At 72.7% G+C, this 20549-nt stretch carries 22 protein-coding genes; 8 read left to right on the forward strand and 14 right to left on the reverse strand.

Annotated elements, in window-relative coordinates:
* Window positions 1-44 precede the first annotated feature (44 nt).
* Window positions 45-1988 (reverse strand): hypothetical protein, encoded by a 1944-nt coding sequence (locus tag AB0C33_RS19050; RefSeq protein WP_358289355.1) that lies wholly within the window; start codon window positions 1986-1988, stop codon window positions 45-47.
* Window positions 1989-2157: 169 nt separating this feature from the next.
* On the opposite strand from AB0C33_RS19050, the gene AB0C33_RS19055 reads away from it, so the two are divergent.
* The 3 genes from AB0C33_RS19055 to AB0C33_RS19065 are packed head-to-tail and all read left to right on the forward strand — an operon-like array spanning window position 2158 to window position 4674.
* Window positions 2158-2826 (forward strand): hypothetical protein, encoded by a 669-nt coding sequence (locus tag AB0C33_RS19055; protein WP_358289357.1) that lies wholly within the window; start codon window positions 2158-2160, stop codon window positions 2824-2826.
* Entirely contained in the window at window positions 2823-3476 is a 654-nt protein-coding gene (locus tag AB0C33_RS19060; RefSeq protein WP_358289359.1) for a hypothetical protein, read from the forward strand. The genes AB0C33_RS19055 and AB0C33_RS19060 overlap by 4 nt, the downstream gene beginning before the upstream one ends.
* A 7-nt stretch (window positions 3477-3483) precedes the next feature.
* Window positions 3484-4674: a hypothetical protein gene (locus tag AB0C33_RS19065; RefSeq protein ID WP_358289362.1), complete on the forward strand. Its 1191-nt coding sequence runs from the start codon at window positions 3484-3486 to the stop codon at window positions 4672-4674.
* On the opposite strand, the gene AB0C33_RS19070 is transcribed toward AB0C33_RS19065, so the two are convergent.
* Window positions 4661-5902: a hypothetical protein gene (locus AB0C33_RS19070; protein WP_358289365.1), complete on the reverse strand. Its 1242-nt coding sequence runs from the start codon at window positions 5900-5902 to the stop codon at window positions 4661-4663. The two genes, AB0C33_RS19065 and AB0C33_RS19070, sit on opposite strands and share 14 nt — an antisense overlap.
* A gap of 225 nt (window positions 5903-6127) precedes the next feature.
* Here AB0C33_RS19070 and AB0C33_RS19075 point away from each other — a divergent pair, with 225 nt between their 5' ends.
* Window positions 6128-6682, forward strand: coding sequence for an XRE family transcriptional regulator (locus tag AB0C33_RS19075; protein WP_358289368.1), 555 nt, complete (start codon window positions 6128-6130; stop codon window positions 6680-6682).
* Here the strand turns inward: AB0C33_RS19075 and AB0C33_RS19080 are convergent.
* The 10 genes from AB0C33_RS19080 to AB0C33_RS19125 form a co-directional block, all read right to left on the reverse strand.
* Window positions 6658-7410 (reverse strand): methylated-DNA--[protein]-cysteine S-methyltransferase, encoded by a 753-nt coding sequence (locus AB0C33_RS19080; protein ID WP_358289371.1) that lies wholly within the window; start codon window positions 7408-7410, stop codon window positions 6658-6660. The two genes, AB0C33_RS19075 and AB0C33_RS19080, sit on opposite strands and share 25 nt — an antisense overlap.
* Window positions 7407-7967: a sigma-70 family RNA polymerase sigma factor gene (locus tag AB0C33_RS19085; RefSeq protein ID WP_358289374.1), complete on the reverse strand. Its 561-nt coding sequence runs from the start codon at window positions 7965-7967 to the stop codon at window positions 7407-7409. The genes AB0C33_RS19080 and AB0C33_RS19085 overlap by 4 nt, the downstream gene beginning before the upstream one ends.
* 104 nt (window positions 7968-8071) lie before the next feature.
* Window positions 8072-8374: a DUF1416 domain-containing protein gene (locus AB0C33_RS19090; RefSeq protein WP_357706203.1), complete on the reverse strand. Its 303-nt coding sequence runs from the start codon at window positions 8372-8374 to the stop codon at window positions 8072-8074.
* A complete protein-coding gene (locus AB0C33_RS19095; protein ID WP_358289377.1) occupies window positions 8374-9213 on the reverse strand; it encodes a sulfurtransferase in 840 nt (279 codons plus the stop codon). The genes AB0C33_RS19090 and AB0C33_RS19095 overlap by 1 nt, the downstream gene beginning before the upstream one ends.
* Entirely contained in the window at window positions 9210-9623 is a 414-nt protein-coding gene (locus AB0C33_RS19100) for a DUF4395 domain-containing protein (protein ID WP_358289380.1), read from the reverse strand. Before AB0C33_RS19100 ends, AB0C33_RS19095 begins: the two co-directional genes overlap by 4 nt.
* A gap of 174 nt (window positions 9624-9797) precedes the next feature.
* A complete protein-coding gene (locus tag AB0C33_RS19105) occupies window positions 9798-10256 on the reverse strand; it encodes a thioredoxin family protein (RefSeq protein ID WP_358289383.1) in 459 nt (152 codons plus the stop codon).
* 28 nt (window positions 10257-10284) lie between these two features.
* On the reverse strand, window positions 10285-11103 hold the full coding sequence (locus tag AB0C33_RS19110) for a zf-HC2 domain-containing protein (RefSeq protein ID WP_358289385.1): 819 nt from the start codon (window positions 11101-11103) through the stop codon (window positions 10285-10287).
* A complete protein-coding gene (locus AB0C33_RS19115) occupies window positions 11100-11612 on the reverse strand; it encodes a sigma-70 family RNA polymerase sigma factor (RefSeq protein ID WP_125643242.1) in 513 nt (170 codons plus the stop codon). The genes AB0C33_RS19110 and AB0C33_RS19115 overlap by 4 nt, the downstream gene beginning before the upstream one ends.
* Window positions 11613-11649: 37 nt before the next feature.
* Entirely contained in the window at window positions 11650-12315 is a 666-nt protein-coding gene (locus AB0C33_RS19120; protein WP_358289388.1) for a DUF2993 domain-containing protein, read from the reverse strand.
* Between the two features lie 72 nt (window positions 12316-12387).
* Window positions 12388-12639, reverse strand: coding sequence for a MoaD/ThiS family protein (locus AB0C33_RS19125; protein ID WP_358289389.1), 252 nt, complete (start codon window positions 12637-12639; stop codon window positions 12388-12390).
* 176 nt (window positions 12640-12815) lie between these two features.
* Here AB0C33_RS19125 and AB0C33_RS19130 point away from each other — a divergent pair, with 176 nt between their 5' ends.
* The 3 genes from AB0C33_RS19130 to AB0C33_RS19140 all read left to right on the forward strand — a co-directional run bounded on the left by AB0C33_RS19130 (window position 12816) and on the right by AB0C33_RS19140 (window position 17522).
* Window positions 12816-13508, forward strand: a complete 693-nt coding sequence (locus AB0C33_RS19130; RefSeq protein ID WP_357994472.1) for a response regulator transcription factor — start codon at window positions 12816-12818, stop codon at window positions 13506-13508.
* Window positions 13509-13605: 97 nt separating this feature from the next.
* Window positions 13606-17052 (forward strand): tetratricopeptide repeat protein, encoded by a 3447-nt coding sequence (locus tag AB0C33_RS19135; RefSeq protein ID WP_358289392.1) that lies wholly within the window; start codon window positions 13606-13608, stop codon window positions 17050-17052.
* Window positions 17053-17153: 101 nt separating this feature from the next.
* Window positions 17154-17522 carry a hypothetical protein gene (locus tag AB0C33_RS19140; protein ID WP_358289395.1) on the forward strand — a complete coding sequence of 123 codons (369 nt, stop codon included), beginning with the start codon at window positions 17154-17156 and terminating at the stop codon, window positions 17520-17522.
* Between the two features lie 209 nt (window positions 17523-17731).
* Here the strand turns inward: AB0C33_RS19140 and AB0C33_RS19145 are convergent, their stop codons facing one another.
* Window positions 17732-18922, reverse strand: a complete 1191-nt coding sequence (locus AB0C33_RS19145) for an aromatic acid exporter family protein (RefSeq protein ID WP_358289398.1) — start codon at window positions 18920-18922, stop codon at window positions 17732-17734.
* 103 nt (window positions 18923-19025) lie between these two features.
* Here AB0C33_RS19145 and AB0C33_RS19150 point away from each other — a divergent pair, with 103 nt between their 5' ends.
* Window positions 19026-19622: an alpha/beta hydrolase gene (locus AB0C33_RS19150; protein WP_358289401.1), complete on the forward strand. Its 597-nt coding sequence runs from the start codon at window positions 19026-19028 to the stop codon at window positions 19620-19622.
* Window positions 19623-19686: 64 nt separating this feature from the next.
* Here AB0C33_RS19150 and AB0C33_RS19155 read toward each other — a convergent pair whose 3' ends face one another.
* Window positions 19687-20535 (reverse strand): PHP domain-containing protein, encoded by an 849-nt coding sequence (locus tag AB0C33_RS19155; protein ID WP_358289403.1) that lies wholly within the window; start codon window positions 20533-20535, stop codon window positions 19687-19689.
* Window positions 20536-20549 lie beyond the last annotated feature (14 nt).

A 20549-nucleotide genomic window follows, 5' to 3' on the forward strand; every position in this document is an offset into this window, starting at 1 on the left:
AAAATCCCGCTGATCGTCAGCTCCTCACCACGCCCTTGACCAGGTCATTGCCTGCCCTTGCGCCAGTCAAGGCGTGGCGGTGGTGGCCCGAGGTTGGGTGGCGGCTCCTCGCCCTCGTCCTTGGCCTCCAGGGCCAGCACGGCCTCGCGCACCTCCTCCAGGTCGCCGAGCGTCGTCTTGGGGAAGGTGAGGATGGCCGGGTTGGCGTCGGCCAGCCGCACCCGCCTGCCCTCGGCGGTCGCGTCGGTGACGATCACGGACGTCGTGGGGAGCTGCTGGAGCTGGTGCGGCTCGACCAGGAACTCGCGCGACCGGTGGAGCACGCGCTCGGTCTCGGAGATCTTGTCGGCCGTCCGGCCCCACTCGGTGGACTCGGTGATGTCCTCGACCAGGTCGGCGTGGCCGTCGCCGCGGTCGTGGCGGGCGTCGTCCACCTGGGAGATGGTGGAGGTGTAGCCGCCGTCGAGGCCCGGCAGGGCGTCGCTGATCGTCTCGGTGAGCTGGGCCAGCTCCAGCCGGTGCTCGGTGCCGACGTGCTCGCTGGCGACCCGGGCGTCCTCGGCGTTGCCGAGGCGCATGAACGCCACGGCCGCGTGGCCGCGCCCCAGCCGCTCCTTCACGGTGGGGGTCAGGCTCCGGTACGTCAGCACCAGCCCGGTACGCGAGGTCTCGCACGCGTCCATGAGCCGGTCGAGCACGTCGCCGCGGAGCTTGTCGGCGCCGGCCACGATGATCGTGTGGTACCAGGGCCGGTCGGAGGCGGGCGACTGGCGCAGGATGTGGGTGAGCGCGGTGGCCACGTACGTGCCGAGCACCCGGTTGCCGAACACGCCGGCCTGCCGGTCCATGCTCACCACGCGCAGCCGGGCGGGCGGCAGCCGCACCGCCTGGGTGCCGAGCGTCTCCAGCTTGCGCAGCTGCGACTCAAGGGCCCAGGCGCGCTCGATCACCACCCGGTCGCTCACGCCGCGGCCGAACAGCGTGCCGATGCGTTCGAGCTGGGTCGCGGTGATCAGGCCGAAGCGCAGGTCGTCCCGCGGGTCGCCGACCTGCGCCAGGGCCCGCAGGGCGGCGGTCACCTGGCTGATGGTGGCGTTCTCGCCGAGCACTTCGAGCACCCGTTCCAGGATGGCGTTGTCGAAGCTGAGGTCGCGGGTGGTGCGGTGCTCCTCGCTCACGCTCACCACGTGGGCCAGCACGTCGGCGAACGCCTCCGGCTTGAGCGTGGCCCCGAGGTCGAGCTTCGGCAGGTCGACCGGCAGCACCCAGACCAGCGGGTCGTCGCCGCCCTTGCGGGCCAGCTCGATCAGGTCTTTGGCGATCGCGCCCTCCGACAGGTCGAGCACGGTCAGGTGGCCGCCGCTGTAGAGCCGGGTGGCGCCGAGCAGCGTGATCAGCGCGGACCAGCCGGGCAGCGTGCCGCCGGCCACGTCGATGCGGTCGATCTCGTCGGGGACGGCGACGGCGTACCAGGTGAGCTGGCGTTCGTGGCGCTCCTTCGACTCCTGCCAGTCGCGGTAGCGCCGGGCGTGCTCCTCCTGGGCGCGGAACAGCTCCTTGTCACGTTCCTGACGTTGCCGGTCGTCCCTGGCCTGCTGTTCGAGCACTCGGTAGCGGACCGCCCGGTCGCCCTGGAGCAGGGCGTAGGTGCAGATGCCCGCCACGCCGCCGGCCGCGACCAGCCCGAGGAGCGCGAACGACCATCCCAGGTAGCCGCTGACCGCGGCCACGAGGATCAGCGCGGACATGGTCAGGCTGATGGCCCGGATGACGCGTACGGGCCGGTTGAGCATGTCCTCCTGGAGCCGCTCGCGGCGCAGCGCCTCGGCCGCCGCCCGGCCGGACGACTCCGCGTCCGGCGCCGGCTCCTTCTCGGGCGAGGGACGCTTGGGCGGCGGCCCCGGGTCGGGATGCAGCAGGATGTACTGCCACCCCAGGTAGATGCGGTCCGCCTGGAGCTGGGCATGCTCGGGATGCACGTCCGCCACGTGACCCTCCGGCCGCGATATGTCGTTAGTTGCAGGGGCCAGCCCTTTTCCGCTCCGTGACAGCGTATGAGCTTCCACCCCCGTAGCGGCAGGGTTCGCGGCAATTCCCCCCGCCAGAAGGGACCATTGCGGCAGATGGGGCAACCGTGACCTATTACCATCCATACCCATGACGGAACCCTCCGGCGACAGCACGAGGCCGAGACGCCCGGTGGCGGTGCCCATCGCGGCTCTCGTGGCGGTCACGGCCGTCGGCATCACGGCCTTGCTGGGCGGGCTGAACGAGGCCCCCGACAAGGGCCCCGACCTGCTCGGTCAGGGCGCGACGCTCGACCAGGGCCGTTACTCCACGCGCTTCGTCGAGTCGCGGGTCAAGGTCGAGCGGGCCAAGACGCAGTTCGACGAGGACAAGCGGTTCGTGGAGCTGGTCTTCGAGGTCACCAACAAGGGGGACGAGACCTCCAGTGTCGGCCTGCCCCCCGACCCCGCGCAGCCGGACAAGGCGTGGCTCGGCTCGTCCTTCGCCGACTCGCTGGTCGCCATCAGCCCCAGGTTCTCCAAGGAGTCGGGGCCCTTCGTCTACGCCCTGGACAAGGGCGACGAGACCCGGCAGCTCCACCCCGGCGTGACCAGCCAGGTCCTCGTCCGGTACCGGCTCGGCGCGACCGAACGGCCGCCGGACAAGATCACGTTTGACGTGGCCGCCTTCGAGTACGTCCCCGGCTTCCAGGACGAGCGGCTGCAGTGGCAGATGGTCGCCAAGGAGAAGGACGACAAGTTCTACCCCGAGGTGAAGGCCCGCGTGACGCTGCCGGTCAAGGCGGGTGAGGGCGCATGACCGCCACCCAGCCGCGTTCCTCCGCCGTCCCCGAGCGCCCCGAGCGGCCCGGCCGCCGCGCCGGACGCGGGCCTGGCGGCGGTTCCAAAGTGCTCAACGCCTGCGCCGGGCTGCTGCTGGCGGCCGCCGCCGTCGGGCTGCAGACGTTCCACCTGACCGCCAACGAGGCGAGCGCCAGGGTGACCTACACGGGCGCCAAGGGCGAGGACGTGGACGCCAGGCGGTTCACCGTCCGGCTCGACTCGTTCCTGGCCGCCAAGACGATCCAGAACAGCGACGAGACCATCACGACGGACAACCTGTTCCTCGTCGTCAACGCCTCGGCCAGGTCGAGCCTCAAGCCGTACCATCTGGGGCAGCCGCAGCTGCTGACCGCGGACGGCAAGAAGTTCACGGCCACCGACCGCGTGGCGAGCACTCTGACGCTGGCGAACACGTGGGTCCAGCCCGACATCTGGGTCAGCGGGCGGTTCTTCTTCGAGGTTCCTTCATCGGCGCTGCCGGGGGCGCGGGTGGTCTTCGGGCTGCCGGCCGAGATGCTGGTGGAGCCGTTCCAGCCGGAGGTCGAGATCGACCTCGGGCTCGACGAGGAGGCCGCGCGCAAGCTCGCGGCCTCGCCGCAGGCCGTCTACTCCACCGTCAAGAAGTGATCGCACTGTGAGCACGAACGAGCGCGACTGGTTCGCCCCCAGGAACGACCACCACTCCGAGGACCCCGCCCCGGCCCCCTCGGCCTTCCCGCCTCCCCCGGCGCCCGCGACCCCGCCGGGGGCTCCGGCCTTCCCCCCGCCCGCGGCGGAGCCGCCGCCGTCCCAGCCGCCCGCGGCGGGGCCGACGCCGCCTGCGCCGCAGACGCCGCTGCCCGCCCGGCCCCGACGCCGCCGTACGGGCTCGCCGCGCGACCGCGCCACCCCGCCGCCGACCCGTCCCACGCCGCCTCCCGGCTACGGCCCCGCCCCCTCGGGCCCCGTTCCCTCCGGCCACGCGGCTCCCCCGGCCGGCCCCGCCGGGGCGCCTCCCGGTCACGACGCGCGGTCTCCCGGCCGTGGCGGCGCGCAACAGCCCGGCCCTGGGCTGCCCGGCGGGCCCGGGCGGGGGCGGTTCGTGCATCCGGACCAGCAGGTGTGGCCGCCGGCCCCCCGCGAGTCCTCAGGAGGCAGCACCCAGCCGTTGCCCGCCATCCGGCCCGGCATGGCCATGCCGTCCCCCCAGCGCCCCCCGGCCGCGGCCGCCGTACCGCCCGTCGAGCAGCCGCCGGCGGCCCCGCGGGACGCCCGGCCGCCCAGGCGCGGCCGGCTGATCCTGGTCGCCGTGGGCGCCGCCGTGGCCTCCGTCCTCGCCATGGGCCTCAACACCTACGACGGCTACCGCTTCTACGACACGACCATCACCGACGGCATCAAGATCAACGAGGTCGCCGTCGCCCCCGGCCAGTCGGGGAAGGTCCACGACATCGAGTGGCGGGCCGCCCTGAAGGCCGTCCAGGCCCCCGAGGGCAGCAAGCACGGCCCCGAGGTCACCTGGCTGAAGGTGGACATCACCCAGAAGCTCCTCGACGAGTCCAGCGCCACCATGACCGCCCCACCGGACAGGGCCAAGCTGGAGGACCGCGCCGGCCGGACCTGGACGGTGGAGTTCACCCCGGGCGACCGTCCGACGGACCGGCTGGAGCTGGGCAAGGAGTACAGGTTCGAGGGCATGGCGATCGTCCCGGCGCCGGTCGCGGACGAGGTCGAGCTCTCCTTCAGGGTGAGCGACTACCGCTCCGACACCCCGACGGCGGACTACTTCAAACGGGAGAAGGCCGGCAAGCCGGAGGCGGACGTGCTGCGGTTCACACGTCGCTGAGCGGCTCGCCCTTGAGCCGGGCCCGCGTGGCGGCCAGATCGTACGTGGCCGCCAGCAGCGCCATGGTGAGCACGGTCACGACCAGCCCGCGCACGAACGTCACGGGCCCCTGCTTGTACGCCCACACCCACTCGGCCTGCGAGCCGACGAGCGTCACCACGGCGCGCTCGGCGTACTCGGCGCCCACGGTGAGGGCGACGTAGCTCAGGCACATCATGCCGAACAGCGGCGCGCCGCCCTTGGCGATCATCCGCAGCGAGTTGGCCAGCGGCAGCCAGCGGTCCCGGAAGCCGCCGGTCAGCTGGTCGAACGACCTCTTGGTGAGGTCGTGGCTGTCCTCCAGCCGGTCCACGCCCCGTTCGAACCGGGTGCCCTTGACCAGGCTGCGGGTCTCGTCGGAGTAGGCGCCGAACACCAGCATCGCCACGGTCAGCCAGGCCAGCGGGACGGCGACGCCGCCGATGAAGAACGGCCAGAAGTCGCTCACCGCGTCCGTGACCGTCTTCCACAGCGGCACGCTCTTCTCCGCCTGCTCCAGCAGGTCGTTGGTGCCGGCGACCACGTTGCGGTGCTCCACCCAGTCCGAGCGCAGCCCGGCGATGGCGACGGTGGCGTTCAGGCCGTAAAAGACGAAGGCGAACTCGGAGAAGGCGGCGCCGAAGCCGTACAGCTTGCCCTTGCCCTGCTCCACGAGCTTGGCGAACAGCCACTTCAGGCCGAACAGCACGACCATCGCGCCCAGCGAGACCCGCCAGTCGAGGTCGGTGAGGCCCTTGCCGACGTGGGTCTCCTCGCCGAACCAGGCCGCCGACTGCATGTCGTAGAAGTGGTGGTTCAGGTCCATCTGCTGGAGGGCGCGGGCGTCCTCCACGTGCCAGCCCCACGACAGGTAGAGCACCGCGAAGGCGGGGGCCACCCGGTCCAGCACCCGGAAGAAGCGCTCGTCCTCGACGCCCTCCTCCCGCCTCGCGCGCATCTCCCACAGCGCGCCGCGCAGGGTGTAGAGCATGCCCGTGGTGACCGTCATCGCCGCGAGGACGATCAGGGTCAGGAAGGTGACCGTGCCCACCAGCCGGAGCTGTCGCAGGTCGCCGTAGGCGAGCTCGGTGGCGGCGTACAGCAGGACGAAGCGCACGACCTGGCCCGCCGCGTACCAGAGGATCAGCGGCAGCGCGCAGCTCCCCGCGAGGCGCAGCGCGTGCAGGGGCAGCGAGTACGGCGACGGCATCCGCTGAGCCGGCGTAGGCCCAGGTCGGGGCGGCGCCATCACACCTGTCGATCCGGACATCTGCTGAATCGTAGCGGTCTGTCCCTTACGCCGCAGCCGCAACCCGTGGAGAGCCTGTGGCCGGCGTGTTTCCAGGCCACTCCTGAGCAGTGGCAAATCCGGGAAACGACGATTCGGCCCCCGAGAGACGGTCACACCGGACGAGCCTTGCGGCACGATGGCGTCATGGAGCCGCTGCCCGCGTTCGACCAGGACCCCGCCGTCGTCGGTGACCGGCTGCGACGGCTGCGCCAGGCGCGCGGAGTCTCGCTGTCCGAGCTCGCCAAGCGGGCGGGCATCGGGAAGGCCACGCTGTCCGGCGTCGAGACCGGCACCCGCAACCCCACGCTGGAGACGCTCTGGGCGATCACCGCGCAGCTCGGCGTGCCCATCGGGGCGATACTCGACTCGCCGCCCGAGCCGCAGACCATGCGCGGCGCCGCCATCGAGGCCGACCTGCTGGAGGTCTTCGAGGACGACAGCGTCACCTACGAGCTCTACCGCGTCCGCGTGCCCCCGGGCGTCACCCAGACCTCGCCCGCCCACCACAAGGGGGTGAGCGAGCACGTCACGGTCTTCACCGGCACGCTCAGCGCCGGCCCGATCCACGAGCCGCTCACGGCCGGGCCGGGCGACCACATCTCCTGGCTCTCCGACGTCCCCCACGGCTACCGCGCGCACGGCCCCGACGTCGTGCGCGCCACCCTCCTGATGCGCTACCCGACCAAGCCCTCCGCCTGAGCGGGCCGGCAGGTGCGGCACGGCCGGTAGCCGGCCGCCCTGGCCTGGGCGACGCTGCGGAAGCCGTGCCGGTGCGCGGGGGTGATCCGGCGGGCGTTGTGGCAGGTCGGGAAGCACACCACGCCGGTGGTGTCGCTGGCCAGGTAGAACACCTGCTCCCCGGCCAGCGCGCGCACCCGGTCCAGGTCGACGCCCTCGGCCAGCAGCAGCCGTTCCTTGGCCGCCCGGCCGAACACGTAGTCGCCGCTCACGCCGTCGGACCTGACGACCCGGTGGCACGGCACGAGCAGCGGCACCGGGTTGGCGCCGAGCGCCGTCCCCACCGCGCGTACGGCCCGCGGCCGCCCGATCTGCCCGGCCACCCACGAGTACGGCCTGACCTCGCCCCTCGGGATCGTCCTGACCGCGTCGAGCACGTCACGCTGGAAGCCGCTGACGCCGCGCAGGTCCAGCGGCACCTTGCCGAGACGGCCGGTGCGCAGCGCGGGCACCAGCCCCGCGGGCGGCCGGTCGGCGGCCAGCAGCGGCCGGCCGAACCGTTTCCTGAACGAGGCGGCGAAGTCGTCGCCGGCGTGCACGTACGCCACGCCCTGGTCGGTGAAGGCCACCCGCAGCTCGCCGATCGGCGCGGGCACGCTCACCCAGCGGGCGGCGATCCGGTCGAGCAGCCCGGCGGGGGCGTCGGTGGCCAGCGCGGCCAGCCCGGCCAGCAGTGAATCGTCGTTCATCGGGCACCTCCCAGTTCGCGCAGCCGCCGCAGCCCTCGCGACACGTGCGACTTGACCGTGCCCTGCGGAATCCTGAGCACGGTGGCGATCTCGCTGACCGGCAGGTCGACGACGTGCCTGAGCACCACGGCGGCCCGCTGTTCCGCGGGCAGCAGACCGAGCAGCTCCGACAGCTCGTCGCCGGTCTCCCTGCGGGCCGCGGCCTCCTCGACGTCCTGGGCGGGGTCCGGCTCGTCCACGGGCTCGTCACGCAGGTCGGGTGGCGGTTTGCGGGATTTGGCCCTGGCGCAGTTGCGCCAGATGTTCATGAGGATCGTCATCAGCCAGGCCCGCGGCTGCAGCGCGGCCACGCGGTCGGGCCCGTAGCCCGCCAGTGCCCGGTACGCCCGCAGGAACGCCTCGGCGGTGAGGTCCTCGGCGTCGGCCCAGCGCCCGCTCAGCCGCAGCGCGGTCGAGAAGACCAGGCCGCGGTGGGCGGCGTACAGCTCGGCGAAGCCCTCGTCGAGGTCGTCGAGGAGCGCCTTGCGCACCGGGTCGAGACAGTCGGTTCCACTCACGCCCTCTACAACACCGCCGCGCCGGGTTTCGTTGCGCTCGCCCGGAACGGGAACGGGGCCCGTGTCCGGTGTGGACACGGGCCCCGTCTCGGCGCTGTCTGGGCTCAGACGGCGACCGCGAGCTGGGAGACCTCACCCAGCCGGGCCTCCACCTGAACGTCGCGGGTGACGCCGCCGCCCGCGATGATGCGGACGGTCCAGTCGCCGGGCGCGGCGAAGAAGCGGAAGACGCCGTCGTCGGAGACGACGACCTCACCGGTGAACTCGCCGGAGTGGTCGAGCAGCCGCGCGTAGGCGGTGGTGGCGCCCGTCACCACGCCCTGGATGACGGCCTGGTTGGACAGATCGATCCCGGCCGGCAGCGCGATGGTCTGCTCCGGCGCTCCGCAACCCTGTGCAGTGGTCATCAGCGGGCCTCCCCCAGCTCGATCGGCACGCCCACGAGCGAGCCGTATTCCGTCCACGAACCGTCGTAGTTCTTCACGTTGCCCTGGTCGAGGAGCTCGTGCAGCACGAACCAGGTGTGCGCCGAGCGCTCGCCGATGCGGCAGTAGGCGATGGTGTCCTTGCCGAAGTCGACGCCGGCCTCACCGTAGAGGGCGCGCAGCGCGTCGTCGGACTTGAAGGTGCCGTCGTCGTTCGCGGCCTTGGACCACGGGATGTTGCGGGCGGTGGGCACGTGGCCGCCGCGCTGAGCCTGCTCCTGCGGGAGGTGGGCCGGGGCGAGCAGCTTGCCGGTGAACTCGTCGGGCGAGCGCACGTCGACCAGGTTGAGCTTGCCGATCGCGGAGACCACGTCGTCGCGGAAGGCGCGGATCGCGGTGTCCTGCTCCTGGGCGACGTACTGGGTCTTGGCGCGCTCGGGCACGTCGCGGACCAGCTCGCGGGAGTCGAGCTCCCACTTCTTGCGCCCGCCGTCGAGCAGCTTGACGTCCTGGTGGCCGTAGAGCTTGAAGTACCAGTACGCGTAGGCCGCGAACCAGTTGTTGTTGCCGCCGTAGAGCACGACGGTGTCATCGTTGGAAATGCCGCGGTCCGACAGCAGGGCCTCGAAACCGGTCTTGTCCACGAAGTCGCGGCGGACCGGGTCCTGCAGGTCCTGCCGCCAGTCGACCTTCACGGCGCCACGGATGTGGCCCTTGTCATAGGCGCTGACGTCTTCGTCGACCTCGACGAGTACGACGTTGGGGGTGTCGAGGTTGGCCTCGACCCAGTCGGCGTCCACCAGGGCGGCGGAGCGGCTCATTGGGAAACCTCCATTTTGGCGGCGGGCAGTAGACGGCGGGTGAGCAGGTACGTTTCGCAGCCGAGGCAGAATCCGAAGGCTGCGTTGAGGAAGGCGGCGAGGAGAGCCGCGGCCGTGGCCCCGAGGGCCAGCGGTGTGATCCCGATGACGAACCCGGCCAGCCCCGCGACCGCGAAGAGCAGCCCCACCCCCTGCGCGAACCGCGGCGGGCGGGCGTCTTCGGTCTCCTTCGGAGCGCTCCTGACGAGCGCCTTGAAGAGCATCGTGTACGGCGAGCGGCGCGCGACTCCCAGCGCGAAGACCACCGCCTGGACGGCGAGCAGCCACGCGCTCCCCGTCACGAGGACGAGAGCGAGGACCAAGGTGGTGACGGCCGCGCCGAAGCGCAGCGCTCTGGGATCAGCACGCATCGCAGGATGCTCCTGAAGGGGTCGGATGGGGCGGACCAGATGTCCGCGGTGACCGTCCTCAGGCAGCGCGACAGAGCGCGGTGGCGACGCGGCAGAAATCAACCGCGCGCCGCTTCGTGAGCAGCTCTGTCGACGGGTTCATAGCGACGACCCTACTCGTCGTCTCGCCATCTGTCACATCTCGTCCGAGTTCTGAGACAGTTCGTGAGACGGCCGTGACTCCCCGGAGGGGATCGCGACCGCCAGCGCGGCCAGCACGTCGGCCTTCCGTGGCTGGCCAGAGGCCTTTTTGACCACGTTGCCTGACGGATCCAGCACAAACACGGTGGGCGTGCGCATGACGTCGAACCGCCGCACCAGATCGAGCCGGGACTCGGCGTCGATCTCCACGTGCGCCACCCCGGGCACGAGCGCGCTCACTTCGGCCAGCACCCGCCTGGTCGCCCGGCAGGGCTGGCAGAACGCGGTCGAGAACTGCACCAGCGTGGCCCGCTCGCCCATGGCGGCGCCCAGCATGTCCGCGGTCAGCCGTTCCCCGGCCGCCGCGCGCACCCGTCCGTCGCGGCGCAGACGTACCACCCCGATCACCGTGCCGAGCGCCAGCGTCGCCAGCGCGATCCACAGACCCGTCACCTCAGGTGCCAACCACGGGCGGCCGCGATTACTTCCTGGCCGGGCCGGCGACGTCCACCAGGACGCGTCCCCGCCGGTCGACGACCTCGAAGCGGTCGATGCGCCGCATGAGCACCGGCGTCGCCATCTGGAAGACGGTCTCCTCGCGGTAGCTCTCGCGGCTGACGGTCCAGCTCCCGACGACCTCGCGCCGCCCCCTGTCGTCGTAGACGGCCAGGCTGCAGACGGTGCCGACCGGCACGTTCCGCACGGTCACCAGCAGCTCGGTGCGCCCGTCGCCGGGCAGGGCGTAGACCGTGGCGTAGTAGTCCTTGGCCCGGTTCTCGCCCTTGAACGCCCGGCCGTCGGCGGTGGTGCTCAGGGCCGTCGTGGGCATCGTGCTCGGCGTCGGCAGGGCCTTCCTGAGCTGGGCGTCGGGCGCGGCGTCGCTGGCGACGAAGCCCTCGGTCTCCGGCGACTTCGCGGCCGCCGAGGACTGGGGGGCGGCCGCGGGGGCGGCCGCGGTCCGCTGCGTGACGTCCTGCCGGGTGACGGTCCAGACCGTGCCGCCGACGGCGATCACCGCGACGGAGGCGGCCACGGCCAGCATGAGCCGGCCGCGCCGGTGACGCCGGGCGCGGGCGTTGAGCAGCCGGTCGAGCACCTGGCGCGGCGGGCTGGCCACCAGCTCGACGTCGTGCTCGGACACCTTGCCGAGGAAGGCGACGACGCCTTCGAGTTCGAGCAGCTCGGCGCCGCAGGTCTCGCAGGTGGCCAGGTGGTTGTCGATCTCCAGCGCCTCGTCGGGTTCGAGCGCGCCCAAGGCGTGCGCGCCCATGGCGATGCGCACTTCTTCGCAGGTCGTCACGGCGCCAGCCCCCGCTCTTCGAGCGCCAGCTTGAGCGCGCGCAGCGCGTAGTAGGTGCGCGACTTGACCGTGCCCGGCGGTATGCCCAGCGTCGCCGACGCCTCCTTCACCGATCGCCCCCGGTAGTAGACCTCCAGCAGCACCTCGCGGTGCTCGGGCCGCAGCGCGGCCAGCGCCTCGGCCACGGCCCACGACTCGACCGCCCGTTCCAGCTCGTCGTCGGCCGGCAGGACCGCGAGGGCCTCGTCGCCGGTCTCCTGCGGCCGGGCCTTCTTGGCGCGGTGCTGGTCGACCACGAGGTTACGCGCCACCGTGAACAGCCAGGCCCGGATGGGACGGCCGGAGAGCGCGTCGGGGTGCCGCCAGGCCCGCAGCAGCGTCTCCTGCACCACGTCCTCCGCACGTCCGGAATCACCGGTGAGTCGCAGCACGTACCCGTAGAGTGGCCCGGCGTGCTCGTCGAAGAGGGTGCGTACGAGCTCCTCGTCCGCGGTGCCTGCTGCGCTCACGCCCTCATCACGTACGGGGGGCCGCAGCGGTTCAGGCTCATCCACGGATCGGCACGTCAGACGCTTCGGCCGAGAACTCCAATCCGTCGGCCACGCTCTTGACCCCGGTGATCTTCACGTCGAAGGGCAGGCCGCCCTTGAACGGGATCGTGTAGGTGACGAAGTGGGCGAGTTGGTCGGGCACGCCCTGGATCTTCTCCGCCTGGAGCCTGATGGCGCCGTCGGCCACGTCGACCCGCATCTCCGCGGTGAACTGCACCTTCTGCACCCCCACCGTCACCTCTCCCGACGCCACGAGCCGTCGCCCGTTGCCGCTGATCTTGATGCCCCGGGGCGCGTGCTTGTCGATCGTGGCCCGGGTGAGCACGCCGCTCACGGTGACCCGCCCGGCCCGGACGTCGGCACGGTTCTGCAGCACGTCGGACAGCGGGGCGGTCACGTCGTAGGCGACGCCGCGCAGGTTCTTCACCGGCACGCCTCCGTAGGTGAGGGTGCCGAGATCGAACCGTACCTCGGGATAGTGCCCCGAGACGGCCTGAGTGAGAAACGGGATGCCCTCGATCGTCACCTTGGGGGCGCCGCTGAGGTCGGTGGCGGCGGCGATCCGGTTGGACAGGTCACGCTCCACCCCGGCCACCGCGACGCGGTCGACGACGACGAAGAGGACGGCCAGGACGATCAGAAAGATGATCAGCTTGCGCATGGGGCTCCCTGTCGTCGGCGGGGGTTTCGAGCCTATCGATCCGGCGGTCTCCTTCCCCGCCGGAGCCGTGGATCACCCGCCGGCGAAGGGCGGCAGCACCTCCACCGTGACGCCCTCGCCGAGCACCACCGTGTCGTGGGCGCGCCGGCCCACGGGGGCTCCGTCGACGAGGAACGACGAACGGCCGACCACCCGGGCGAGCTCGGCCCGGTCCTGTGTGATTTTGGTCATCAGTTCGTCAAGAGTCGCCGCTTCGAACGACTCTTCCGCGACTCCGGCGGCCTCCTTGGCCGCCGCCCAATAACGTACTTTTCCTGTGGCCATGCGTTGCCTCACAATCGCCTTCGCTCTATTGTGCGACGCCCTTAACACGCTTGTTTCAAAGGGCCCGCTGTTCACCTGGTGGACGCGCAATGGACGCGACTAAGCCGTGGGATATCCTCGCGTACAGGACCTGGGCGACGTCGCCTCCGGGTCCTTGTGTGTTAGAGGAGGCCGTGATGAGCAACCTGCTGCTGCTGACCAACGCCCTCGAGCCGTCCTCCGAGGTGCTGCCGGCGCTGGGGTTGCTGCTCCACTCCGTGCGGGTCTCGCCGGCCGAGGCGTCGGCGCTCATCGACACGCCGCCCGCCGACGCCGTCGTGGTCGACGCGCGCAAGGAGCTCGTGCAGGCCAAGAGCCTGTGCCGGTTGATCCGCACCACGGGCATCGACTGCCCGCTGCTGGTGGTGGTGACCGAGGGCGGCCTGGCCGCGATGACCGCCGAGTGGGGGGTCGACGACGTGCTGCTGGAGACCGCCGGCCCCGCCGAGGTGGAGGCGCGGCTGCGCATGGCGACCGGGCGCAGGTCGCAGACCGCCGCCGAGGACGTCCCCGACGAGATCCGCAGCGGCGACCTGTCGATCGACGAGGCCACCTACACCGCGCGGCTGCGGGGGAACGTGCTCGACCTGACGTTCAAGGAGTTCGAGCTGCTGAAGTACCTGGCCCAGCATCCCGGCCGGGTCTTCACCCGCGCCCAGCTCCTGCAGGAGGTCTGGGGCTACGACTACTTCGGCGGCACCAGGACGGTCGACGTGCACGTCCGGCGGCTGCGCGCCAAGCTCGGCACCGAGAACGAGTCGCTGATCGGGACCGTCCGCAACGTCGGCTACCGGTTCGTGCCCGACCGGAGCGATTCGGCGCACGTGTGATCCGTTGACCCGTGTTCGCCTGATGTGACACTTTGTCGTTGGGACTGTTTCCAACCTGTCATGTCGAGGACACCGCCGTCCCCAGATCGGTGGTGGCATGGGTCTGTTCAGGTCACTCGTGGACGAGGGCGCGAGCCTCCGTCTCTTCCGCCGCGGCGAGCTGATCTGCTCGCCGGTCCGGCCGGTCAACCGCGTCCACCTGATCGACCACGGGTACGCCCGCGAGCACGTCCCCGGCGGCGACCGGGAGGTCGTGCACGACCTGCGCGGCCCCGGCGACCTGGTGGGCGAGCTGGCCTTCTGGAGCCCGGGCGAGCGCGTCAAGGTGGACGCCCTGACCGAGGTCCGGGCCTGGCCCATCGACCTGCGGCGGTTACGCGAGCACGCCTCGGCGGTCCCGGCCGTGGCGACCGCGCTCGTCCAGGAGCTGTTCGCCAGGAACCTGGCGGCCCGCAGGCACGAGGCGCTGGCCCGGGCGCCGGTCGCGGCCCGGCTGGCCGTGTGGCTGCTGCACCTGGACGAGCGGTACGAGCTGGCCTCCCCCGCCGCGCCGCCGCTGTCCGTGGAGACGCTGGCCGACCTCGTGGGCAGCGCGCCCGACGTCGTGCAGCGGCAGCTCACGCAGTGGGTCAGGCGCGGCTGGCTGGCGCGGCTGGGGTACCGGAGGCTGCGGATCGCCGACCCGGTGGCGCTGCGCGAGGCCGCGGGGGCCTGGGAGCACCTGTCCGAGCCGTGGCGCGGCCGGGTGACGCCGTTCCTGACGCGACCGGGCGCGCAGGCCGGGCCGCTGCCGGTCGGCGAGCTGCCGAAGCCGCGCCAGCTGCCCGCCGACGCGTCCGACTTCACCGGCCGCCAGCAGAGCCTCGACCTGCTCACGGCCTGGCTGGACCGGCCGCGGCGGACGAACACCATGGTCGTGCAGGGCCTGACCGGCGTGGGCAAGACCGCGCTGGTGACGCACTGGGGCCACCTGCACGCCGACCGGTTCCCCGACGGCCAGATCATGATCGACCTGCGCGGCCACTCGCCGACCCAGCCGCCGATGAGCTCGGCCGAGGCGCTCGGGCAGATCCTGCGCTCGCTCGGCGTCGGCGAGCACATGCCGGCCTCCGACGAGGCCGAGCTGATGCTGCTCTATCGCAGCAGGATCGCCGGGCGCAGGCTGCTGCTCGTCCTGGACAACGCGGCCGACCCGGCCCAGGTGCGGGCGCTGCTGCCGGGCGGCAAGGACTGCGTGGTGCTGGTGACCAGCAGGACGCGGATGGCCCCGCTGCGCGCCACCGGGCACGCCGACCTCATGGACCTGTCGGTGCTCGACCCGGGCAACGCGGTGGCGCTGCTGGTGTCGGTGCTCGGCGAGGGCTCGCCGCGGGCCGCCGACCGGGACGCGCTGGCCGAGCTGGCCCGGGTGTGCTCGTACCATCCGTACGCGTTGCGGATCTCGGCGGCCAAGCTGGCCGAGGACCCGGGGCTGAGCGTGCGGGCGCGGGCGGCGGAGCTGCGTACGCCGGACCGGCCGCTGGCCGGGGACCCGGAGGAGGCGTTCAGGTCGGCGCTGGACCTGGCGTACGAGTCGCTGAGCCCCGCGCAGCGGCGGGCCTTCCGGCACGTCGGGCTGCTTCCCGGGCGGGACTTCGCGCCGGAGGTGCTGGCGGCGGCGCTGGGCGTGCCGGTGGGCGAGGCGGTGGCGGCGGTGGAGGGGCTGCACCGGGCGTACCTGGTCGAGCCGCTGCCGGGGTCGCGGTACCGGGTGCACGACCTGGTCAAGTGGCAGGCCAGGGAGCTGGGCCGGCACGCGGAGGCGGGGGTGCGCGAGGCCAGGGTGCGGCTGCTCGACCACTACCTGGCGGTCGCGACCGGTCCGGACACGCCGCGCGAGTGGTTCGAGGCCGAGCGGCGGTCGCTGGTCTCGGCGGTGCGGCTGGCCGAGGAGAGCGGGGCGTACGGGATGGCCTGGCAGCTCGCCGAGGCGGTGTTCGAGCCGTTCAGGCGCCTGCGGTACTACGAGAACAACCTGGAGGTGCAGCAGGCCGGGCTGACCTCGGCCATCCAGGTGGGCGACCGGCGGGCCGTCGCGCTCATGCGCAGCCACCTCGGCTCGATCCACCGCGACATCGGGCCGTCCACGCTGGCGGCCAGGTTCATCGGCGAGGCGCTGGCCGACTTCACCTCGCTGGGCGACCGCGCGGGGCTGGCCCGCGCGCTCAACGACCTGGCCGAGGTGCACGGCATCGCGGGCAACAGGGACGAGGCGTTGCGCCGCGCGGGTGAGGCGCTGGAGGTGCACCGGGAGATCGGAGACCTGTCCGGCGTGGCGAAGTGCCTGCACACGCTCGCCCGGCTGCACCTGTCGCAGGAGCGCAACGATCTGGCGCTCCAGTACGCCGGCCAGGCGCGGCGCGTACGGGAGGAGCTGGGCGACCGCAGGGGCGCCGCGCAGAGCCTGATCATCTCGGCCCGGGTGCGGCGGAGCCTGGGCGAGCCCGACGCGGCGCTGTCGGAGGGCCTGGAGGCGCTGTCGATCTGCCACGAGCTGGGCGACGAGCACGCCGAGGCCGAGACGCTGCTCTGCCTGGCCGAGATCTACGACCAGCTCGGGCTGCAGCAGGACGCCCGCCGCGACGCCGAACGCGCCCTGTCCGGGTACACGGCCACCGGTGACCAGCACGGGTGCGGGCGGGCGCTGTGCGCGCTGGGCCGCATCGCGCGCAACGGCTCGCGCTACGACGAGGCGCTGGCCTGCTACGAGCAGGCGCTCGCGGTGCAGGTCGAGCTCCACCACGAGCAGGGCAAGGCCGAGACGCTCGGCGACATCGGGGTGGTGCACTGGCGGCTGTCGGACTACCTGCGCGCCGACGACTACCTCAACCAGGCGCTCGTCATCAGCCGGGTGATCCGCGACGAGCCCGTCGAGGCCCGCATGCTCAACCGGCTGGCCCGGGTGCGCCGCCGCCAGGGCCTGCCCCAGGTGGCCTTCGTGTACGCGCTGGAGGCGCTGGACCTGGTCCAGGGGCTGGGCAACCGGCGAGCCGAGGCCGACGTGCAGGAGACGCTGACCTACACGTACCTGTCGCTCGGGCGGCACGAGCCGGCGGTGCGGGCGGCGCGGGCCTCGCTGGCGATCCGGGAGGAGACGGGCGACAGCAGGGCCAGCGCGCTGCTGTCGATCGCGCACGCGCTCCACGCGGCGGGCGAGCCCGCGGCGGCCCTGGAGTACGCCGTGGAGACCGTCGAGCTGCAGCACGTGACCGGCACCAGGGATCGGTGGGGGGCGGCGCTCACGACGCTGGCCATGGTGCTGCTCGACCTGGACCGGGCCGAGGAGGCGCTGGTCCACGCCAAACAGGCCAGAGACGTGCACCTGGAGTGCGGGACGCGGCGCGACCTGGGATGCGCGCTGAGGGCGCTCGGCCTGATCACCGCCAGGCTCGGGGACCGCGAGGCGGCGGTGGCCCATCTGGCCGAGGCGGTGCGCACGCTGGACGAGGTGGGGGACGTCTTCGAGGGCCGGCGGGCGGCGCAGGAGCTGCGGGAGCTCTCCTGAAAGACCGCTAAAAGTCGGGAAATCTCGGAAGTGAGGTCGCAGATCTTCTCCGCGCCTTCTCGTTAGCTGGTGCCACCAGCGACGACACGGAGGTGATCCGGATGCTCAAGCACCAGATGCGTCGAGACCTGCAGTCACTCAAGCGACAGGCGCGCAGGGATCGGCGGGTCACGCTCGGCCTGCTGGCCGGGGTGCTGGCGGCCTGGACCCGTCAGCTCTCGCCGGGTGACCCGCCGGCGGGGCCGGGGGTGCTGCTCGCCCTGTCCGTCGGGCTGCTGACCGCGTCGGGGGCGGCCTGGCTGATGGCGGCCTGCTTCGCGGTACGGGCGGTCAGGCCGCGGTCCGAACCGGTGGAGGTGCTGGTCTGGGTGGCGCGGGTGAGCAGGAGCAAGGAGTGGGCGTTCTGCTCGCTGGCCGCGTACGTGGCCTGGCACCTGCTCCAGTTCGTCTCCGCGCTGCTCCTGGCCTGAACGGGGGCGCGGCGGGCCGTCACCTTCGCGGTGGCGTCCCGCCGTCTTCGCGGTGGCGTCGTCGGTCAGGACCACGCCCTTGATCGAGGCGTGCATGAAATACCAGCCGGTCTCCGCGTCGATCACGAAGGGATCATGACACGGTCCGCGGACCCGCGGGCGGAACCCGGGGGAAGGCGGATCGATGCGGGCCGGTGCCGGTGCCGAGGTCAGGGGAAGGCGGACCGGTGGGGGCCGGTGTCGGGGTCGAACTCGTGGCGGATCCTGGCGCAGTCGTCGAGCAGGGCGCCGTACAGGGGCCACAGGGGGCCCTTGGGCGGGGAGCCGGCCAGCTCGGCGGCCAGGTGGCGCTGCTGGTGCTCGCCCTCGCGCAGGGCCGCGCACAGGTTCGCCATGTCCCTGGACGCGGCCTTGCCCACCTGGATCAGGCCGAAGTCGCGGAAGATGCGCGACAGCGCGCGCAGCTCGCCGGCCAGAGGCTCGGGCAGGTCGGCGGCCTTCTCGCCGGGCAGGCCGCGGGCACCGGCGACCAGGTCCACCAGCCCGCGCGCGATGCTCCTGAGCTGGTGCCCGGCGTGGTCGAGGCAGGTCGCGGCCTCGGCCGACTGGCGCAGCCGCCGGTCGTAGCGGCGGCGCCGGCGGAAGGTCAGGCGCACGGACTCGGCCGCCTGGTCGGCGGTGTCCTTGGTCTCCTCCAGGCGCTGGGACAGCTCGCGGGCGCGGTCGAGCCAGTCGCGGGCCATGTCCTCCGTCCAGTGGCCGCTCAGGCCGTCGGCCATGTCCTGGGCCAGGTCGGCCAGCTCGGCCGACATGTCGCACAACTCCCTGGCGGCGTGCTCGACGAAGCGCGGGGGCAGGATGAGCAGGTTCGCCGCGATGCCGATGGCCGCGCCGAGCAGGACGTCGGCCAGGCGCGCGAAGCCGTACGTGCGGCCGAGCGAGAGCACCAGCAGGGCGGTGATCGGGATCTGCACGTTCTGGGCCGGCAGGTTGAGCAGCCGGGTCAGCACGAGCCCGGCGGCCACCAGCAGGCCCAGCGTCAGCGCGTTGACGCCCATCAGCCAGATCAGCCCCGACGCCGCCGCCACCCCGACCACGACCGCCCCGACCTGCTGGAACCCGCGGACGACCGTGCTGTAGGCGGTGGCCGAGACCGTGAGCAGCACCCCGATCGGCACCAGCACGGGCAGCGGCACCTTCAGCGCGAACGTGGCGAGCCACCACCCGAACACGCAGGCCAGCGTCACCTTGACTGTCTGGGCGAACGCCTCCCGCTCGGCCCCCAGCCACTCCCGGAACCCCTGGGCGCGCAGGCGCGCGAGCCCGGCCGCCGCGCCCGAGAAGATCCGCCCGAGCGGCGCGCCGGCGCTCTGCTGCTTGCGCCCCGGCTCCTTGTCCATACTCCCAGGTCAATGCCCATTCGAGCGGTGGATAGAGGTCGCCGTGCCTGGGTAGCGGCAAGGTTGTGGCGCAGCGGGGCAGCGCGCCCGTCGGAGGTGAAGCATGACCGGCGACCTGGTCGTCCCTGACGCCGCCCGGGGGGTGGTGGTGTTCGCGCACGGCAGCGGCAGCGGCCGGCTCAGCCCGCGCAACCGGTACGTGGCCGAGGTGCTGAACAAGGCCGGCCTGGGGACGCTGCTGTTCGACCTGCTCACGCCCGAGGAGGAGGCCGACCGGGCCAACGTGTTCGACATCGCGCTGCTGGCCGGACGGCTGCTGGAGCGTACGGAGGAGCTGCGCGGGCACGAGGAGGCCGCGGGGCTGCCGATCGGCTACTTCGGCGCGAGCACGGGCGCGGCGGCGGCGCTGTGGGCGGCGGCCGAGCCGGACAACCGGATCGCGGCGATCGTCTCCCGCGGCGGGCGGCCCGACCTGGCCGGGAAGCGGCTGGCCGCGGTGCGCGCGCCCACGCTGCTCATCGTCGGCGGACGGGACCCGATCGTGATCGACCTGAACGAGGAGGCGCAGCGGCACCTGAGCGCCGAGCACCGCCTGACCGTCGTGCCCGGCGCCACCCACCTGTTCGAGGAGCCGGGCGCGCTGGAGAGCGTCGCCGGACACGCCCGCGACTGGTTCACCACGTACTTCAACGCGCCGTGACCGGTGCGGCTTTCAACGGCCCGTGATGGGTGCGGCCTTCAACGGCCTGTGATGGGTGCGGTTTTCAAAGGCCCGTGATGGGTGCGGCGCCCTTCGCCTCGGCGAGCAGGTGCGCGTAGACCTCGGGGTCGGTGGTCTCGCAGCCCAGGCGGTGGCCGGTCAGCTCGCCGTGGTCGTCGCTCGACCCGGTCACTTCGAGGCCGAGCCCGGCGGCGAGGCGGCGCAGGCGGGCGCGGGCCTCGTCGTCTTGGTCGAGGTGGTCGGCCTCCACGCCGAAGAGCCCGGCCGCGGCCAGCTCGGCGATCCACTCGTCGGGCACCGCCTCGCCGCGCCGGACCGCCTTCGGATGGGCCAGCACGGGCACCCCGCCGGCCGACCGCACCAGGCGCACCGCGCGTACGGGGTCGAGGGCGTAGCGGGTGACGTGCGCGCGACCGCCCGTGCCGATCCACTCGGGCGTGAACGCCTCCTCCGGCGCGGCCACGGCCCCCGCGGCGACCATGGCGCGGGCGATGTGCGGCCGTCCGACCGGGCTGTCGCCGGCCACCGCGGCCACCTGCTCCCAGGTGATCGGCACGCCGAGCTCGACCAGCCGCTCGACGGTCAGCCTGCCGCGTTCCTCGCGGGCCCGGCGGATGCGTTCGCACTCGGCCAGCAGCTCGGGGTCGGCGGGGTCGAAGAGGTAGGCGAGCAGGTGGATGCTCTGCCCGGCCCGCCGGCACGACAGCTCCATGCCCGGCACCAGCGTCAGGCCCTCGGGCAGCGCCTCGACGGCCGCGCGGTGCCCGGCGACGGTGTCGTGGTCGGTCAGCGCGAGCACGTCGAGGCCGCGCTCGCGGGCGCGGCGCACCACGTCGGCCGGCGGCTGCGTGCCGTCGGAGGCGGTGCTGTGGCTGTGCAGGTCGATGCGCATCGCTCGATGGTAGG

Origin of the sequence: Nonomuraea sp. NPDC048881 (genome assembly GCF_040649795.1) — a bacterium.
Classification (GTDB): Bacteria; Actinomycetota; Actinomycetes; order Streptosporangiales; family Streptosporangiaceae; genus Nonomuraea.

Excerpts from the sequence above, each read along its gene's own strand:
- AB0C33_RS19055 (WP_358289357.1), top strand. The coding sequence starts at position 2,158 with ATGACGGAACCCTCCGGCGACAGCACGAGGCCGAGACGCCCGGTGGCG.
- AB0C33_RS19060 (WP_358289359.1), top strand. The coding sequence starts at position 2,823 with ATGACCGCCACCCAGCCGCGTTCCTCCGCCGTCCCCGAGCGCCCCGAG.
- AB0C33_RS19070 (WP_358289365.1), bottom strand. The coding sequence starts at position 5,902 with ATGCCGTCGCCGTACTCGCTGCCCCTGCACGCGCTGCGCCTCGCGGGG.
- AB0C33_RS19075 (WP_358289368.1), top strand. The coding sequence starts at position 6,128 with ATGGAGCCGCTGCCCGCGTTCGACCAGGACCCCGCCGTCGTCGGTGAC.
- AB0C33_RS19080 (WP_358289371.1), bottom strand. The coding sequence starts at position 7,410 with ATGAACGACGATTCACTGCTGGCCGGGCTGGCCGCGCTGGCCACCGAC.
- AB0C33_RS19090 (WP_357706203.1), bottom strand. The coding sequence starts at position 8,374 with ATGACCACTGCACAGGGTTGCGGAGCGCCGGAGCAGACCATCGCGCTG.
- AB0C33_RS19095 (WP_358289377.1), bottom strand. The coding sequence starts at position 9,213 with ATGAGCCGCTCCGCCGCCCTGGTGGACGCCGACTGGGTCGAGGCCAAC.
- AB0C33_RS19100 (WP_358289380.1), bottom strand. The coding sequence starts at position 9,623 with ATGCGTGCTGATCCCAGAGCGCTGCGCTTCGGCGCGGCCGTCACCACC.
- AB0C33_RS19120 (WP_358289388.1), bottom strand. The coding sequence starts at position 12,315 with ATGCGCAAGCTGATCATCTTTCTGATCGTCCTGGCCGTCCTCTTCGTC.
- AB0C33_RS19125 (WP_358289389.1), bottom strand. The coding sequence starts at position 12,639 with ATGGCCACAGGAAAAGTACGTTATTGGGCGGCGGCCAAGGAGGCCGCC.
- AB0C33_RS19130 (WP_357994472.1), top strand. The coding sequence starts at position 12,816 with ATGAGCAACCTGCTGCTGCTGACCAACGCCCTCGAGCCGTCCTCCGAG.
- AB0C33_RS19135 (WP_358289392.1), top strand. The coding sequence starts at position 13,606 with ATGGGTCTGTTCAGGTCACTCGTGGACGAGGGCGCGAGCCTCCGTCTC.
- AB0C33_RS19140 (WP_358289395.1), top strand. The coding sequence starts at position 17,154 with ATGCTCAAGCACCAGATGCGTCGAGACCTGCAGTCACTCAAGCGACAG.
- AB0C33_RS19145 (WP_358289398.1), bottom strand. The coding sequence starts at position 18,922 with ATGGACAAGGAGCCGGGGCGCAAGCAGCAGAGCGCCGGCGCGCCGCTC.
- AB0C33_RS19150 (WP_358289401.1), top strand. The coding sequence starts at position 19,026 with ATGACCGGCGACCTGGTCGTCCCTGACGCCGCCCGGGGGGTGGTGGTG.
- AB0C33_RS19155 (WP_358289403.1), bottom strand. The coding sequence starts at position 20,535 with ATGCGCATCGACCTGCACAGCCACAGCACCGCCTCCGACGGCACGCAG.